11 protein-coding genes and 3 pseudogenes are annotated in these 14,284 nt (G+C 45.2%); 3 read left to right on the top strand and 11 right to left on the bottom strand.

Going from position 1 to position 14,284, the window contains the following annotated elements; translation table 11 throughout:
• Nucleotides 1–104 precede the first annotated feature (104 nt).
• The 4 genes and pseudogenes from rfbC to K8374_RS06210 all read right to left on the bottom strand — a co-directional run bounded on the left by rfbC (nucleotide 105) and on the right by K8374_RS06210 (nucleotide 4,529).
• Nucleotides 105–650: a dTDP-4-dehydrorhamnose 3,5-epimerase gene (rfbC, locus tag K8374_RS06225; RefSeq protein ID WP_224458325.1), complete on the bottom strand. Its 546-nt coding sequence runs from the start codon at nucleotides 648–650 to the stop codon at nucleotides 105–107.
• Between the two features lie 133 nt (nucleotides 651–783).
• Complete coding sequence (locus K8374_RS06220; RefSeq protein ID WP_224458324.1) at nucleotides 784–2,010, bottom strand: O-antigen ligase family protein; 1,227 nt, start codon at nucleotides 2,008–2,010, stop codon at nucleotides 784–786.
• Nucleotides 2,011–2,038: 28 nt separating this feature from the next.
• Nucleotides 2,039–3,424 carry an undecaprenyl-phosphate glucose phosphotransferase gene (locus K8374_RS06215; protein WP_224458323.1) on the bottom strand — a complete coding sequence of 462 codons (1,386 nt, stop codon included), beginning with the start codon at nucleotides 3,422–3,424 and terminating at the stop codon, nucleotides 2,039–2,041.
• Nucleotides 3,425–3,725: 301 nt separating this feature from the next.
• Nucleotides 3,726–4,529 (bottom strand): annotated as a pseudogene (locus K8374_RS06210) (IS5 family transposase).
• Nucleotides 4,530–4,648: 119 nt separating this feature from the next.
• Here K8374_RS06210 and K8374_RS06205 point away from each other — a divergent pair.
• Together K8374_RS06205 and K8374_RS26400 are read left to right on the top strand one after the other, a co-directional pair.
• Nucleotides 4,649–5,216: pseudogene (locus K8374_RS06205) on the top strand (transposase); the annotation flags it as partial.
• A gap of 129 nt (nucleotides 5,217–5,345) precedes the next feature.
• Complete coding sequence (locus K8374_RS26400) at nucleotides 5,346–5,447, top strand: transposase domain-containing protein (RefSeq protein WP_411969631.1); 102 nt, start codon at nucleotides 5,346–5,348, stop codon at nucleotides 5,445–5,447.
• Between the two features lie 128 nt (nucleotides 5,448–5,575).
• Here K8374_RS26400 and K8374_RS06200 read toward each other — a convergent pair whose 3' ends face one another.
• Both K8374_RS06200 and K8374_RS06195 read right to left on the bottom strand, forming a co-directional pair.
• Entirely contained in the window at nucleotides 5,576–6,661 is a 1,086-nt protein-coding gene (locus tag K8374_RS06200; protein ID WP_224458322.1) for an alginate O-acetyltransferase AlgX-related protein, read from the bottom strand.
• A gap of 7 nt (nucleotides 6,662–6,668) precedes the next feature.
• A complete protein-coding gene (locus K8374_RS06195; protein WP_224458321.1) occupies nucleotides 6,669–8,039 on the bottom strand; it encodes an MBOAT family O-acyltransferase in 1,371 nt (456 codons plus the stop codon).
• Nucleotides 8,040–8,259: 220 nt separating this feature from the next.
• Here K8374_RS06195 and K8374_RS06190 point away from each other — a divergent pair, with 220 nt between their 5' ends.
• Entirely contained in the window at nucleotides 8,260–8,484 is a 225-nt protein-coding gene (locus tag K8374_RS06190) for a hypothetical protein (RefSeq protein ID WP_411969603.1), read from the top strand.
• Nucleotides 8,485–8,635: 151 nt separating this feature from the next.
• Here K8374_RS06190 and K8374_RS06185 read toward each other — a convergent pair.
• From K8374_RS06185 to K8374_RS06160, 5 genes and pseudogenes are all read right to left on the bottom strand, one after another.
• Nucleotides 8,636–9,507: pseudogene (locus tag K8374_RS06185) on the bottom strand (IS3 family transposase); the annotation flags it as partial.
• Between the two features lie 389 nt (nucleotides 9,508–9,896).
• Nucleotides 9,897–10,877, bottom strand: coding sequence for a nitroreductase family protein (locus tag K8374_RS06175; RefSeq protein WP_224458320.1), 981 nt, complete (start codon nucleotides 10,875–10,877; stop codon nucleotides 9,897–9,899).
• A 63-nt stretch (nucleotides 10,878–10,940) separates the two neighbouring features.
• The gene (locus tag K8374_RS06170) at nucleotides 10,941–12,062 is read right to left on the bottom strand and encodes a DUF1972 domain-containing protein (RefSeq protein WP_224458319.1); all 1,122 of its coding nucleotides are present in this window, start codon (nucleotides 12,060–12,062) and stop codon (nucleotides 10,941–10,943) included.
• Nucleotides 12,063–12,071: 9 nt separating this feature from the next.
• Nucleotides 12,072–13,142 carry a glycosyltransferase family 4 protein gene (locus K8374_RS06165; RefSeq protein ID WP_224458318.1) on the bottom strand — a complete coding sequence of 357 codons (1,071 nt, stop codon included), beginning with the start codon at nucleotides 13,140–13,142 and terminating at the stop codon, nucleotides 12,072–12,074.
• On the bottom strand, nucleotides 13,135–14,283 hold the full coding sequence (locus K8374_RS06160; protein ID WP_224458317.1) for a hypothetical protein: 1,149 nt from the start codon (nucleotides 14,281–14,283) through the stop codon (nucleotides 13,135–13,137). The genes K8374_RS06165 and K8374_RS06160 overlap by 8 nt, the downstream gene beginning before the upstream one ends.
• Between the last annotated feature and the right edge of the window lies 1 nt (nucleotide 14,284).

Here is a 14,284-nt window from a genome sequence, read left to right as displayed (position 1 = left end):
ACGACGTGGGTTTGCTGGCGTACGAAAGGATCCTGAGTCTGTACGCAAGCACAGGCCTGTGAACCAGGCCCGCTTATCGAAGGTGACGCTATCGCAAGTTTGCGTTAGTCAAAAAGATCCGCTTCTGCGAGAAACTTTCCGGCTTTATCCTTTTCGGACAATAGCGGGGAGATCATAGTTGGCCACTGAATTGCAATCTCTGGATCATTCCAGGCCAAGCAGCGCTCATGAGCGGGTGCGTAATAGTCTGTGGTTTTGTATAGAAACTCAGCTGTCTCGGAGAGTACAACAAAACCATGTGCGAAACCCTCCGGGATCCAAAGTTGGTGCTTGTTACTTGCCGATAAATGAACACCGACCCAATGTCCGAACGTAGGAGATGATCGACGCAAATCAACGGCGACGTCGAAGACCTCCCCTTCTACTACTCGGACAAGTTTTCCCTGCGGTTTTTGGATTTGATAATGCAGGCCGCGCAAAACACCTTCGGAAGAGAGAGAGTGGTTATCTTGTACGAAACTTACGGGTCTACCCACGGCGTCTTCGAAGACTCGATGATTAAAACTCTCAAAAAAAAATCCTCGAGCATCGCCAAAGACGCGAGGTTCAAACAAAATAACATCGGGGATGCTCAGTGGCGTTGACTTCACAAAAAATCCTCCCATAGTTAACCCTACCATTTTTTGTAGGAGCAATACTCATCAGACGACGACTTATCGTCTAGCAATTCGAGCGGACAGAGTATGAAACCTGTTAGCACAAATAGTCACTTGCCAACTGCCGCTAATTTTTTTTTGTATGATCGACTGTTGGGACGGCTAACAAAATAGCTACAGGCAACCAAAATACCGTCCAATAATCTCCTGGACGAGTAAAAATTCGCTCAACATCAGTCAACATTGCGATCAAGGCGAACACCAACACTGGAAATGTCAAGCGGACCCAGAAGTTGTCACGAATCATCCAAACTTTATAAAAAACCCCTACCAGCCCTGCAAGCATCAAGCCGAGAGAAACCAAACCACTATCATAAACCTGCTGTAAATACAGGCTATGCGCGTGAGGGGAAATCGATTTGCCGTCTGGCCACAAATATACAAACGGGGTACCTAAACCATGCCCAAAGGCCCAATGCCCCGACATCACTTTAAAGTAATACTCCCAAATTCCACTCCGACCAGAAAGCTGCCGCTTTTCAAACTCAAAAACAACTTGATCCCAAAAAACAATCGTAACCACTATTAGAAGAAGGGAACAAAAAAGCAACCCGAAAACACCACGCTTAGTTTTCTGCAAAAGAACAGAAACGACCCCTCCACCCAACAAAGCAAACCACGCACCTCGCGTACCCGTCATCAACACATAAACTGCCAAAACGGCAAACACCAAAAGCCATAACAACGCAACATTATAATTAGTTCGCCTATCCAAGGACACTCCCAAGGCCCAAAGCGCAATGGACCCATTAAAGATACCAGCGGCAACTGGCCACCCGTAGTTCGCAAAGTCGGCAATCCCCATGCGGTAGATTCGGAACGCCCTGTACTCTAGCGGCCTATTGAGGACCCCATACTGATAAACCAAACTTGCCAGCGCACCAAGAAAAACCACGAACACAGCCGCCATTACAGCACGATACAGCAGTTTTTCATTGCGACTCATAAGCAAGTGAATCGCAATTAAATAAAAACCAATAAATGCCCCGCGCTTAGCTAACGAAAAAACATCACCTTCAGCATCTGAGGACCAAAAAACGCTAAGCGCCACCCACCCTAAGAATAACGCCCATGGCGCATACTGAAAATCCAGCCTAGGCCACTCCCTCATAAATATCTTGCATAGCAAATAAATAAATACAGGCAACAAAAGCCATAGATATACTTGCGTATTTCGGCCACTACCCGACACTATCCATACTTTACCACTAATTTGAATAAAAATACCGATAACTAGCATCCAAAGCATTGCATTTGGCCAACCGCCCCAGATGACACGTGTAGTCCTGGACACCACCCCTCCCTCCAACGGAATGTTACTTTTAATATGCATTCTTATTTACAAAACCCTTGAACACGGTCATAAAAATAATTTTCAAATCAAGCCAGAGGGACCAGTTATCAATATACCAAAGATCATACTCCACTCGCTTCTGCATTTTCTCTAAAGTATCAGTTTCGCCGCGATAACCACTGACCTGCGCCCAACCGGTAATTCCAGGCTTAACTTTATGCCGCTGCATATAGGACTCAACTAAATCTTTATAGTACTCATTATGCGAAAGCGCATGAGGTCGTGGCCCCACAATAGACATACGTCCTTGCAGCACATTGAAAAACTGTGGCAGCTCATCAAGACTAGTCCGCCTTAAAAACGCCCCTACTCGTGTAATGCGCGCATCATTCTTTGTTGCCTGCGTAACACTTCCTGAGCTTTCGCGATGGACAACCATAGAGCGGAATTTATAGACCTTGAAGCACTTGCCATTGATGCCAGTCCTATATTGCTTAAACAACACCGGCCCTGCCGATGTTAGTTTAATTGCTATAGCAATCACCAAACAAATAGGGGCAATCATCAAAGATATTAAAAAACCTAACACCAGATCCTCCAACCGTTTCAATAAGCGCGGCGGACCATCCATAGGACTGCAACTCAAGTCCAAGGAATAAAAACCAGCTATATGGCTGACTTTGTGATTAAGTAAAGGAATATCATCCCATTCAGGAATAAATCGCACAGCCACAGTATGATGGCGCAATGCATACATAATTGAGCGAATACCACCTCCCTCACTTAGAGGCAAACACAACCAGACCTCATGCGCCCCCGACTCATCAACCTTTTCAACTAAACTGTTAAGCCATTCTTCGTTAAGCTCGAATGGCAAGCTGCACACAACTTTAAACCCATACTCATCAAGAGCTTGACCATTACTCAGCTGACTAGCTGAGCTCCCACCTGAGTCTACAAGCAAAACAGCTTTTAGGTTTCGCCCCGAAGCTCTTAGCCGACGAAGCAATAAGAAAACAACAACTCGCAGTAGCAAACTTAACCCACCACCAGCCAACAGCATGGTACTAAACCAAATTCGTGAATAATTCTCTGAGACCTTCAGAAAAAAAGTAAGAGACAGCATAATACCTGCTGCTGCGAACCATCCCGCTAACAACACACTAAATTGACGCAAAAATGCGTAACCACGCTGAGAACCATACACTCCGCCCATTCCCAGGCACAGTACTACCACAATTGCTGTTAGCACCGTCGCATTGTTATAACGACCTGTCATATCCAAACTACCAAAACGGTAGTAATGGGCAAGGAGCCCCGCCGCGAGCACTATAAAAAAATCTAACAGTGCCACAAAAAATGGCACAGGATAACGCTCGGCAAAGGTTGGTTGATAACGAGGAATGGCTTGCATATCCTTTACAAAGGCTCCCACGGAACACGAATGAAAATTAACGACAATGCCTCTCGACTGTCCCGCTCATGGCAGGGTGGTCCCAAATGCCCGTCCCGATAGGCACTCACGGTCGCAGGCAAGAGGCCTGAACCCGACAACCTACCAGAAAAATGAAGATTTCCACAGCACTATGCATGAGGAAAATCGTACGAAAATTCGTAAGCAGCGTTGCCAGCAAACATCGCCACCACTGTAAACTTTCCGCTACCAAACTCTACATCCCGTAAGGCCGATGGGCTTTTCGGGTTTGGCGGCGCGGTTAGGCGTTGTACGAAAAGAGATGTCGCAAACACCGCATGGAACAAGCCAGTGAAACCATGGCGGCATAGCTTTTCGCGAGCTTTGTCAAAGCGTGTCACGATCCGGCGACTCTCTTTCAACCAGCCGAACATGCCCGCGATCATGTTGTGCTGCCGGTACTTGACTCTATCAAACAGTCTGGGCAAGCCGGCTTGGTTTACTCTTCATCGAGCACATCGGGATCACGGGTTGCGTTCGATATTGATCGTAGTAGCGGCGTAGCGCTTCGGCGTCATAACCCTTGTCGGTGAGCAACCATTTGCAGCGCCTACGTAGGCGGCCACGCTGGCTCGATGGAGTGCTGACTTCGTCCAAAAGTGGTTGGGCCTAGCTGATGGAGGAAGTGCAAAGCTGTCTCGTTAGCGTCGCAGAGCATGTGGATTTTACTGCGGAATTTTCGTTGTCAGCCCACCCGGCTTCTTCCGAGTGCGTGGTCCGTTGGTCATTCCGCCCCCTTTCGGCCTGCTCCAGATGAGGCTCGGGTCGCTTTGACTGCCGTTGAGTCAATACACCATGTGTCCAAGTCAATCAGGCCTTGAGCGCTGAGTTTGACGTGTAGGCGCTTGAGCATTTTGTTGAAGGTGTCCAGGTTTCGCCAATCTCGGAAGCGCTGATAAACCGTGGACCAAGGCCCGAACCGCTCCGGCATGTCTCGCCATGCGGCACCGGAGCAAAGCACCCACAGCACGCCATTGAGCAGCAGGCGATCATCAGCTCTTGGGGGTCCGGTATGCCGATGGGCAGTAAAAAGATCGGCGACTATTTCCCAATCTGCGTCGGAAAGTTCGTATCACTTGGGCATCGCAAAATCCTTCGCCTAAAGGCGAGAACTCTACGCAAAATCAGGCTTTCGGCGGCTCTGATGGCGTTTCGAAGGTTTTCATACAGAGCCTAGCTGAGCGTACGGCCGACGAGGCCACATCATCGATCTTAAAGAACAGGAAAAGCTGCTGCTCGACCGACTGTTCAATCGCAAGTCTGAGCAAACCGAGCCTAACACGCCTCAACCGGAGTTGTTCAACGAACCCGAAGGCCACTGAGTACTTGGCGCTGATGATGCCGACGAAGAAGTCGTTGCGTCGACCAAGCAGCGCCGCAAACGCAAACCGCTATCTGCTGAGCTATCACGCATTGAAGTCATTCATGACTTGCCCAAGCACGAACTGACTTGCGCAGTGATTGCCGCAAGCAAGTGATTAGTGAGGAAATCAGCGAAAAGCGCGACACCTGCCGATGCAGATCCGTGTGCTAAAACACGTGCGCAAAGTTTATGCTGCCGTGGTTGCGAAACCGCGCCGGTCACTGCTGACAAGCCGGCTCAATTGAAAAGAGCATGGCCAGTCCCAGCGTGCTGGCCACATTGCTTACCACTAAGTATGTGGATGGCCTGCCGCTGCACCGCTTCGAGACGATGCTGAGCCGACGTAGTATCGAAATCTCCCGGCAAACCTGACCTGGAGTCGCCTGAGCGCTATGGGTCCAAGGCTTGGCTGTTCAGTGACACGCCCAAGTGAGCCACGGCCAGCGGCAGATCTACAACTTGGTCGAAACCTCCAAGATCAACGGCCAAGAGCCCTATATGTGGCTGCGCCACGCACTTGAGCAACTGCCACATGCGTCGTCAGTTGCAGACTACGAAGCACTGCTGCCATGGAGTTGCTCGCCAGAGATTCCACGGTAACCTTGGTTTCTACCTCGCGGTAGGTGGAGTTCATGGATCGTATACCGTGTCCAGCTGTAGAGGTACTTGTGGCAAACGCCGAGTCCCTCGTTTCGTAACGATATAGATTGTGGCGGGATTTCCCGCCACTATTTATTGAAATAGGTTAGCTCAAACTCTGATCGTGAAACGATTGTTAAGATTACTATGTCTGGTGATGTTTTGGCGATAAGGCTTCTGAATGCCAAATCATTTGTTATGATCCCTCCCCAGTGGCGCTGGTATACAGTCTTAAATGTAGATGCGAAAAGAGGGGAGAGGTGAGTCCCGAAAGAGTCTCTCAACCAGAGCACTTTTATGTCGTTTTTTGCGTCGCTGGATGTAACAACAATAGTTGACGATGGTGAGTCTATTCTTTTATTTTTCCCAGAATAAAGAATTGCACCGGACTCAAATGATCGAATAATTATGTTAGAATTATTTTTAGTTGATATTATTGGATCAAAATCTGTGACTTGATTTTCGATAAATAAAAACTTTGATATATCGCCACCTGTCCGATGGGCATTGCTTATGGATATGTCTTTTTGCGCAAGAAAGGTTAGATTTGGATTGTGTGATTTAATGTGTTTTGAAATGGCTTGATAGGCGATCCATGCTCCGGACTCGTTCCAGTGAGAGTCATTTTTGTAATAAAGAGGAATTGGAGATGAGCTCTTTTCGGATGATATCCGGTCATGTAGATGGATTAGCGATTCGTCATGTTGCATGTTAAGGAATGAGCTATAAGGTAGCTTATTATATGGCTTTGCCCAGTTTGGTAGATTCTCAGAGTAAACCTCCTCTTTGTTTGGAGCAATTGTCACATAGAATTTTGCTCCAAAATCTTTCAATATTGTCTCTCGCCATTTTTCGCGCCATGCTTTTCGCGCATCCATCTTCCCTGTAGTCATAAATAGTTTTGAGCGTGAAACGCTCATGCTGTTTGCATATTGATCACCAAGAAATAGCCATCCATTATAGCCAACGACAGCCTGTTTTGGTGATGTGCTATATCCAATACTGTATCTGATAGAATTTAGTAGGCCGGTGTAGTAGTCGGTTGCAAAAGCGTTTTCCTTCAAGCTTTTCCAGCTAAAAGGGTTGGTTATTGCGCCAGTTATAATATTTGTCGCAGGCAAGATAATGGCTATTACAGCGGCAATTGCGACTAAGGCTACAGACTTTACCTTCATATTTGCCTCAGAAATTAAAATAAAGAAATACGGCGGAGGTAGTGGTTAGAGAAGATATCACAGCCATACCTGCCGCAATCCCGGCGACCGTAACGTGCCTCCACTCAACAGGCTTAGAATCCAAATAGATTTGGGATGTATTTTTCATTGAGCAGATAGCTAATGCGGCAACGATGGCGAGCAATTGCGTCAGATAAACAGCTGACTGAGCACTTAGAATACTAGTCACGTAGTCGGCCATGAATCCGAACTTAGAAAGACCAGCAGTAGAGGCGGCGTATACATCATTTGTGAGTGCGCCTTGAAAATCAGTCATACCAGATAAAATTGATTTTGCAACGGACCATTCTGGAGCACGGAAGAATACCCATGCAATGTTTACAAAATTGAAGGTAATGAACCAGGCAATTGGCTTGGGAATCTTAAAACCAAATTTTGACCACGCGCGATGGATGACCAGGGCTGCGCCATGTAGGGCACCCCAAGCTACGAACATCCAGCTTGCACCGTGCCATATTCCTCCGATCAAAAAAGTTAGGAAAAGGTTTAGATAAGTCCTGAATTCACCTTTTCTATTACCTCCAAAAGGTATGTACACATAATCTCGTAGAAAGCGGCTGAGAGTCATATGCCAGCGACGCCAAAAATCTTGGATGTCGAATGCCTTATATGGTGAATTGAAGTTTATTGGCAAGCGAATGTTGAAAAGAAGAGCGGATCCGATAGCCATGTCAGTGTAGCCGCTAAAGTCAAAATACAGTTGAAAAGTGTACGAAAGACTCGTTATCCATGCGAGGTAGAACTCAAATGATCCGGTATGTGCGAATCCTTCGTCAGCCCATACGGCGAACGTATCGGCGATGATAACCTTTTTGAATAGGCCAATGCTGAAAATGTATAGGCCAAATAGTATATTGTTATACCGCTTAAACATATTCCAGCGAGACGCAAACTGAGGCATCATTTCGGCATGATGCACGATTGGTCCAGCAATCTGTTGCGGGAAAAACGAAGCAAACAGAGAGAACGTGAGTAGATCATACTCTTTAGTCTTGCCGTTATAGCTATCTACCAAGTAGGCAATTTTTTGGAATGTCACGAAACTTAATGCGAGAGGCAAAAGAATATGTGTTAAAGGTACATCCGACCCTGTAAGCGCGTTGAAATTTTCAATAAGAAAGTCCGTATATTTGTAGTACCCAAGAAGAATAATATTAAATAACACCCCGACCGTCAGTATAGTTTTCTTTGTAAATTTTGGATGTTTTGGCAGGTCCTTCGATAGAGTTACACCGAATCCATAGTTTATAAGTATTGATGCTAGGAGAATTGGAAGGTAGTAGACATTGAACCAGGCGTAAAAGAAAAGGCTCGCCAAGACAAGCCAGCACCTTCCCAAGGTCACTAGTTTAAGCCGGTTAAGCCAGAAGTATACGAAGAATGATATAGGTAGGAAGAAGAGTATGTACTCGTAGGAACTAAAAAGCACCGTCGATTCCTCAGGTATTGAATTGGCAGCGGCGCGTATCGTGCCACATCTATAAGTAAATGTCTCTGAGTTCACCTAGCGCGGGCTTCTTTTTGCCTGTAGAAACCCCATGGCCAGATTCACCGAAGATCAGGCCGGAGGTATGAACGTGCTCCGGCTTCTTGACCTGATCGTCTTTTCGGAAGAAACGTCGCCCTTCAACGGCAGCGACGACGGCTACAACCTCCTGTGCGGCAGCGGCTTGTTCGACGGCTACCAGGACCAACCATGTCGCCGACAAACGTTCCCCATCAACGGCAAGCTAATGACAAGCGCTGCGGTTGGTCGGTATTAGGTCATCGGAGTGCAATCCATGAACCTCACCTACCGCAAGACAGGGATCAGGTTTACCATGGCATCTTAGACGAGCAATTCCACGGCAGCAGCGTTTCGTAGTCTTCTACCGAAGAAGCATGTGGCATCCACGTTGAATCGCCCCTGGTTTCCTAGACACTCTCCAAGCTCAGAAAATAGCGTTTCTCATACTCTACTGGTGACAGCTGCATAGCACTGCTGTGTCAGCGTTTAGGGTTATAGAACATCTCAATGTAATCGAAAATATCACTTCGGGCTTCGTCACGCGTTGCGTAGGTCTTTCGTCGGATTCGCTCCCGCTTCAAAAGCTGGAAAAAGCTCTCGGCCACGGTATTGTCGTAGCAGTTTCCCCGTCGGCTCATGCTGCTGATCACATTGTTGGCCTTAAGGAAGCTTTTGCCAATCTGAGCTACTGAACTGACTGCCTTGTCTGAGTGAATCATCACTTGCTGCTGTGGCTTGCGTCGCCACACGGCCATCAGCATGGAGTCGATGGCCAGGTCGCTGCTCATCCTGGGTTTCATTGACCAACCAATGACTTGGCGAGAGAACAGATCCAGCACGACCGCCAGGTACAGCCACCCTTCATAGGTGCGGATGTAGGTGATATCGGTCACCCAGACCTTATTCGGCTCACTGACCTTGAACTGCCGGGCCAGATGGTTGGGCGATGCCACTGTTGGTTTTCCGCCATAAAACCCAGTACGACGGCGATACCCCGTTTGCGAACGCAGCCCCTCTGCCTGCATCAAGCGACCGACTCGATTTCGCCCGCATGTCTCTCCCAGCTCACGGTCATCGTGAATTTTGCGGTAGCCGTACACACCTCCGCTTTCGAGCCAAGCATGTTTGATCAAGCCAAGCAGATGGTGATCTTCTTTTGTTCGGGCAGATTGAGGCTTGGCCAACCAAGCGTAGTAGCCGCTGGGTGCACCTTGAGGGTTTGGCAAAGGCGCCGCACCGGGTAATCCGTCGAGTGCTTCTTGATGAAAGCGTACTTCAGCCAGGGGCAACTCACAGAGCAGATACGCGATATCATCTATGCTCACCTCTGATCGCCCGCGCAAACGCCGCAAATAGCTACTCACCGACAACGTCCCCGAAGTACTGCGCCCTTACTGGGATCAGTTGCAACCCGCCATCCCGCTGAACTCGATGAAGTGCGAACCCTAGATCGGCTTACTCCGACTGCTTGATCGCCCAAAATACCAACAACGCAACATCATCGAGTACATGTGTGGGTGGTTGAAAAAGAACCGCCGGATTGTGATACGCTTCGACAAGCTCGCGAAAACTATGTCGTCATCCTATCACTTGCTTGCTCTATGCAGTGTTTGCGACAGAGTTTACATAAATATATTGCCCGCCAAAAATTTAAATAAGCCCTTTGTATCACTTTAACTTCAAATCAAAAACCACTTCGCTCAAAGAGCGCCTCGCAGAAACACAGACTTTATTATGCTCGTCCGGGTAGCCAACAGCTATAACCATTATTATAGTGTGGCTATCTTTTATACAAAGCTTGCTGCGTAATGATTTATCCATTGCTGGTGTTTGACTCCAATTCAAAGGGCAAGTAGCCAATCCTAGCGAATGGAACGCATACATTAAAGACATGGAAAAGAGCCCACCGTCGATCCAGTGCTGGTAATGCTCTCTCCCCGTAAAAAAAGCCCTTAAATCCGCCGCCACCACTAGAACATTAGGGACTTTATCACCGAATGGTTTATTACCATTTTGATGAGACAAAACAACATCTCGCACCATTTTTTCTGATGCATTATATACTGCCCACGCCTGTCGGTTACACACAGAAGGTGTTTTCATAGCAAGGGAAACTGCTCGCTCAATTACGCTTTTAGAAACAGCCTTATCCTTAAATTCCCGCAACGAATATCTTGAGAAAAAGAAATCTTCTGGAGACTGTAGCATACCTCGTAAAAAATCCAAATGCGAGTAATCGATCGCACCATGATCCTCGCCGACCTCGGCATTAATTACTTTCAATCTTTCTTTAATATTTTTTGATCGGATATCCTTTTCATTACCTGGAAGAGAAATAAATTTCTCCAAAACTTTTACCGCCGCAACATCAACGGGACCAATTTCACCGTGGAGGTGCGCAGCTTCAATAAAAGATAATGTATCGAATGCGTTACGCCATCCTGCTGAGGGATTTCGCTCCTTATAACTAAGGCTTTTTTCAAGCCCATGATACCGCATTATTAACCCATAATCTCTTTGAGCTTTATCAGAAAGTTTGCCCGGCCAACCACCATATTTAAAAAATCGAATAAAATCGTATAAAAAACCATTAGCCGTATCGAGCAGACGATAGCAACCTTGTGCATATGGCCTAATTTTTTTCCACATATAATCCTCAGACCTCCTTAATAAATACTCTAGAATTCATAGTTCCTGACACACCTGGAGAGATCATTTAAATTCAAGATCCGATGGGTACCACTTAAATAAAAGATCTTCATACTCTTGGAGTATCTGTTCCCACCTGAAGCGCTCATTAAATCGTACACGGCTACTATTTTTCATTTTAAAATACACTTCTTCGTCAGGAAGCAAATTATCCAAAACCACTGCGCAATCTTTTTCGTCATTGAAATATACTGCTCCAGGCCCAGCCACCCATCTATTAAAGTGGTTATCATGGGCAATTACGGCACATCCAGCTCCTAACGCTTCTACCAACGAAGGATTAGTTCCTCCAACGCGATGGCCATGAAGATAGAATCGGCAATAGAAGCGCAGTGCTTGTACTATGGCGGTATTATAAATAGCTCCCGGAAAGATCACCTCGTCACTTGCGTCAGCCATAACCTTTTGATGGTATGGGTTAACGTCCGGACTAAAATTCCCCAACACAACAAGTTTATGATTTCGCCTTTGGGAGCTAAACGCCCGAACCATCTCCACAAATGAATTTTCTGGTTCAGGACGTGCGATAATTACTGAAAATTTGTGGGGCTCTAATCCATATACCCCTAGTAAATTCACGTTAGCGGTATTTATCTCATCACCGCCATATGGAATCATAGTTATTTTCTGTTTCGAAACTCGCGTAGCGAGATGCTCAAAAATTTTAGGATGATCGGCAACTAAGTGGCTTCCTCCCCAGCAGCCGATTCGTTCATTCAGCCAGAACCAAGACTTTGCAATCCTCCCCCACTTCCCACGCTTCCATTCTATACCGTCCATATTAATTATATTAACTTGCCGCCAAACTCTTTGCATCAAATTGAATACAGCTGTGTTATAACCAAGCGTCAAGAATAAGCCTTGGTGTTTAAGTGCATCGCATGTGGCAAGAAAATCAAAAACGACTGTACCCAACGCACCATTTTGACGGACTGGAATATGAATACGTTTGACTCCGCTCCATACACTTTCCCATTTCGCCCCAGCTCCCTCCTCCTGACAGTACACCGTTACATCCCACCCCCGTGCAACAAGAAACAAACATAGTTTTTCTGCAAACGTTTCAAACCCGCCGTGTTGAGCAGGTACGCCGCGAATTCCAAGTATATAAAGTTTTTTATTCAAAATAATAACCTATTGATCAATAACGTCAATCATACGCTTATTAAACTCAGCCAACTCAAAATCTTGTGCCCGTCGAACCGCATGCCGAGACATATTTTCATAGAGATTTGAGTCCTCCGCAAGCCTGGAAATAGCTGAACAAATTTCTTCAACTTCATAGCATGAAATTAGATATCCCTCCTGTCCATCTGAAATCAACTCAGCAGGCCCACCAACCGGAGGAACAATTACAGGTAATCCTTTGGCCATAGCTTCTATTATCGTAAGCCCGAAAGTTTCTATCCACTCATCCGGTCTAGAAAGATTTAAAAGCAACGAAGCCGAATTATAAAATGGCTCCATATTAGATTGCCGAGATATCAATCTCATATTTTCTGGAGGCGGTACCGTCAGGCAGAAATTCTCTATTTCTTCGGCAGTCGCATTAAGTACTAAGGTGAAGGTCAAAATCGGATTACCTAGAAGCTTTTCGGCAACACTAAAAAACTCTAAGACTCCTTTATATTTTTTTAATGAACAAACCATCAATATGTTAAAAATTTCATTATTTTTTCTTCTGCACGGCGCCACCGTTGTGCTCAATGCATTATGCACAACATATTGAGGAATATTCTCAAATGCCTCAGCATTCTTCAAATAATTTGAAACAAATAATATTTTACCAGCCGTAATTTTAATAATTAACCGTAAAAAACGCTTCAAAAGTAAAGGTCTAATAGACGTTTCATGTACATGATAAACTACCGTCTTCCCCATTATTTTTGCCGCAAGTGCAGCACCAAACGGCATCATAGTATTCACATAAAAAATAGCATCTACTTTTAAATAACGAAAGCAATAGAAAAACAAATGAACCTGCGAAATCATATAAAAAAACAAAGTTACGAATTTGTTTTCAGATCGCTTATAAAAAATAGTACGTTTAGTCCCTGGCACACCATCCAAAAAACCATATGAATGGCAACTCGTTAATGTCTCAACGTTATAGCCGGCATTAAAAATAGCGTTAATCACTTGCGAGAGCACCCTAGGGCTACCGCTTCGATCATTGAAAAGATGTATAAAAACTATATTACGCAAGATTATACTCCTTCACTTTATATTTTTTTGCAGCCATCAAACAAAACATAATAACCCAATAAAGCCAAAAACTTACCGAAAGATACTCCTGCGTCATAAACTGAACAAAAAATAAATAATAGAGTGAAAAAAAACCTAGAAACCATGAACGCTTATATAAATAGCCAATCCACAGAATTGACAACACCCCCACAAGAAATAAGCCAACAAGCCCAAATTTAATTAGCAAGTAAAAAGGACCACTTTCAACATAGGTAAAATATCTACCATGCATAAAGAAATAGTCCCCCACGTAAAACGGTCGTCCGAACAAAACATGCCTTATTTCTTGCCCCCACCAAAAGTCTAACAAATTGTCTATCATCATAAATCGGGACTGTACGGTTCCGAAAGCCAACATGACATCCGAGTAGAATAGAAAAACTGGCAAGCTAATAATACCCAATAGTAAAAAGGCATATAGCACTCTACGTCCCCCCCAAAACAAAAGTAGGACGGGGGTAAACAAAAGCCAAACACGATTAAGAGAGGCAAATATTGCAACCAGTGAAATAAACAAACTAAACAAAAAATACGGTTTCCCAATTATTCCATATTTTCTCAACCAAACTATTGCAATACAATTTAGCATCGCTATAGAGCCAAATACTTGTTGAGTTGTAGAAAACGAAATGGCCGCATACACATCCGCCATTTGTTTACCGTATAACGGCTTTACAAAGAAAACCTCCCCCGTAAGTACTGAGTAACACCACGCTGCGACCCCAAACAAAATATAAACGAACGAGCTTATTATAAATGCTTGCAATAAAACCCTATATCCTTGGGTAACATATGGGATAAGGAAAACAATGCCCGTCATGAAAAAAATTATAAGATAAGAATCGAAACCCTGAATTTCAAACTCATCAATTGAGATTAAATAAGAGAGAAGGAACGAGAGCAACACTATAAAAAAAGGTAGCAAACTGACTCGAAAACTGCCTCGATATGGTAATAATACAACCACGATCACACAGAAAGCAACGAAGCCAATTTTATCGACCGGCATATTGAAAAGAGTGTTAGTCATACTTAAAAAAAGCATGGCTACTAAAAGCATATACACCATCGGTTTAGCTCGTTCGTTCTCTCTATTCACT

Source organism: Pseudomonas sp. p1(2021b), from assembly GCF_020151015.1.
Classification (GTDB): Bacteria; Pseudomonadota; Gammaproteobacteria; order Pseudomonadales; family Pseudomonadaceae; genus Aquipseudomonas; species Aquipseudomonas putida_K.
The sequence above is the reverse complement of the archived record's forward strand: the minus strand, read 5'-3'. Positions and strand labels throughout refer to the sequence as shown.

Bases quoted from the DNA above. Each gene is read 5' to 3' on its own strand.
- K8374_RS06175 (WP_224458320.1), bottom strand. From the start codon at position 10,877: ATGTGGAAAAAAATTAGGCCATATGCACAAGGTTGCTATCGTCTGCTC.
- K8374_RS06200 (WP_224458322.1), bottom strand. From the start codon at position 6,661: ATGAAGGTAAAGTCTGTAGCCTTAGTCGCAATTGCCGCTGTAATAGCC.
- K8374_RS06215 (WP_224458323.1), bottom strand. From the start codon at position 3,424: ATGCAAGCCATTCCTCGTTATCAACCAACCTTTGCCGAGCGTTATCCT.
- K8374_RS26400 (WP_411969631.1), top strand. From the start codon at position 5,346: ATGTGGCTGCGCCACGCACTTGAGCAACTGCCACATGCGTCGTCAGTT.
- K8374_RS06190 (WP_411969603.1), top strand. From the start codon at position 8,260: ATGGCCAGATTCACCGAAGATCAGGCCGGAGGTATGAACGTGCTCCGG.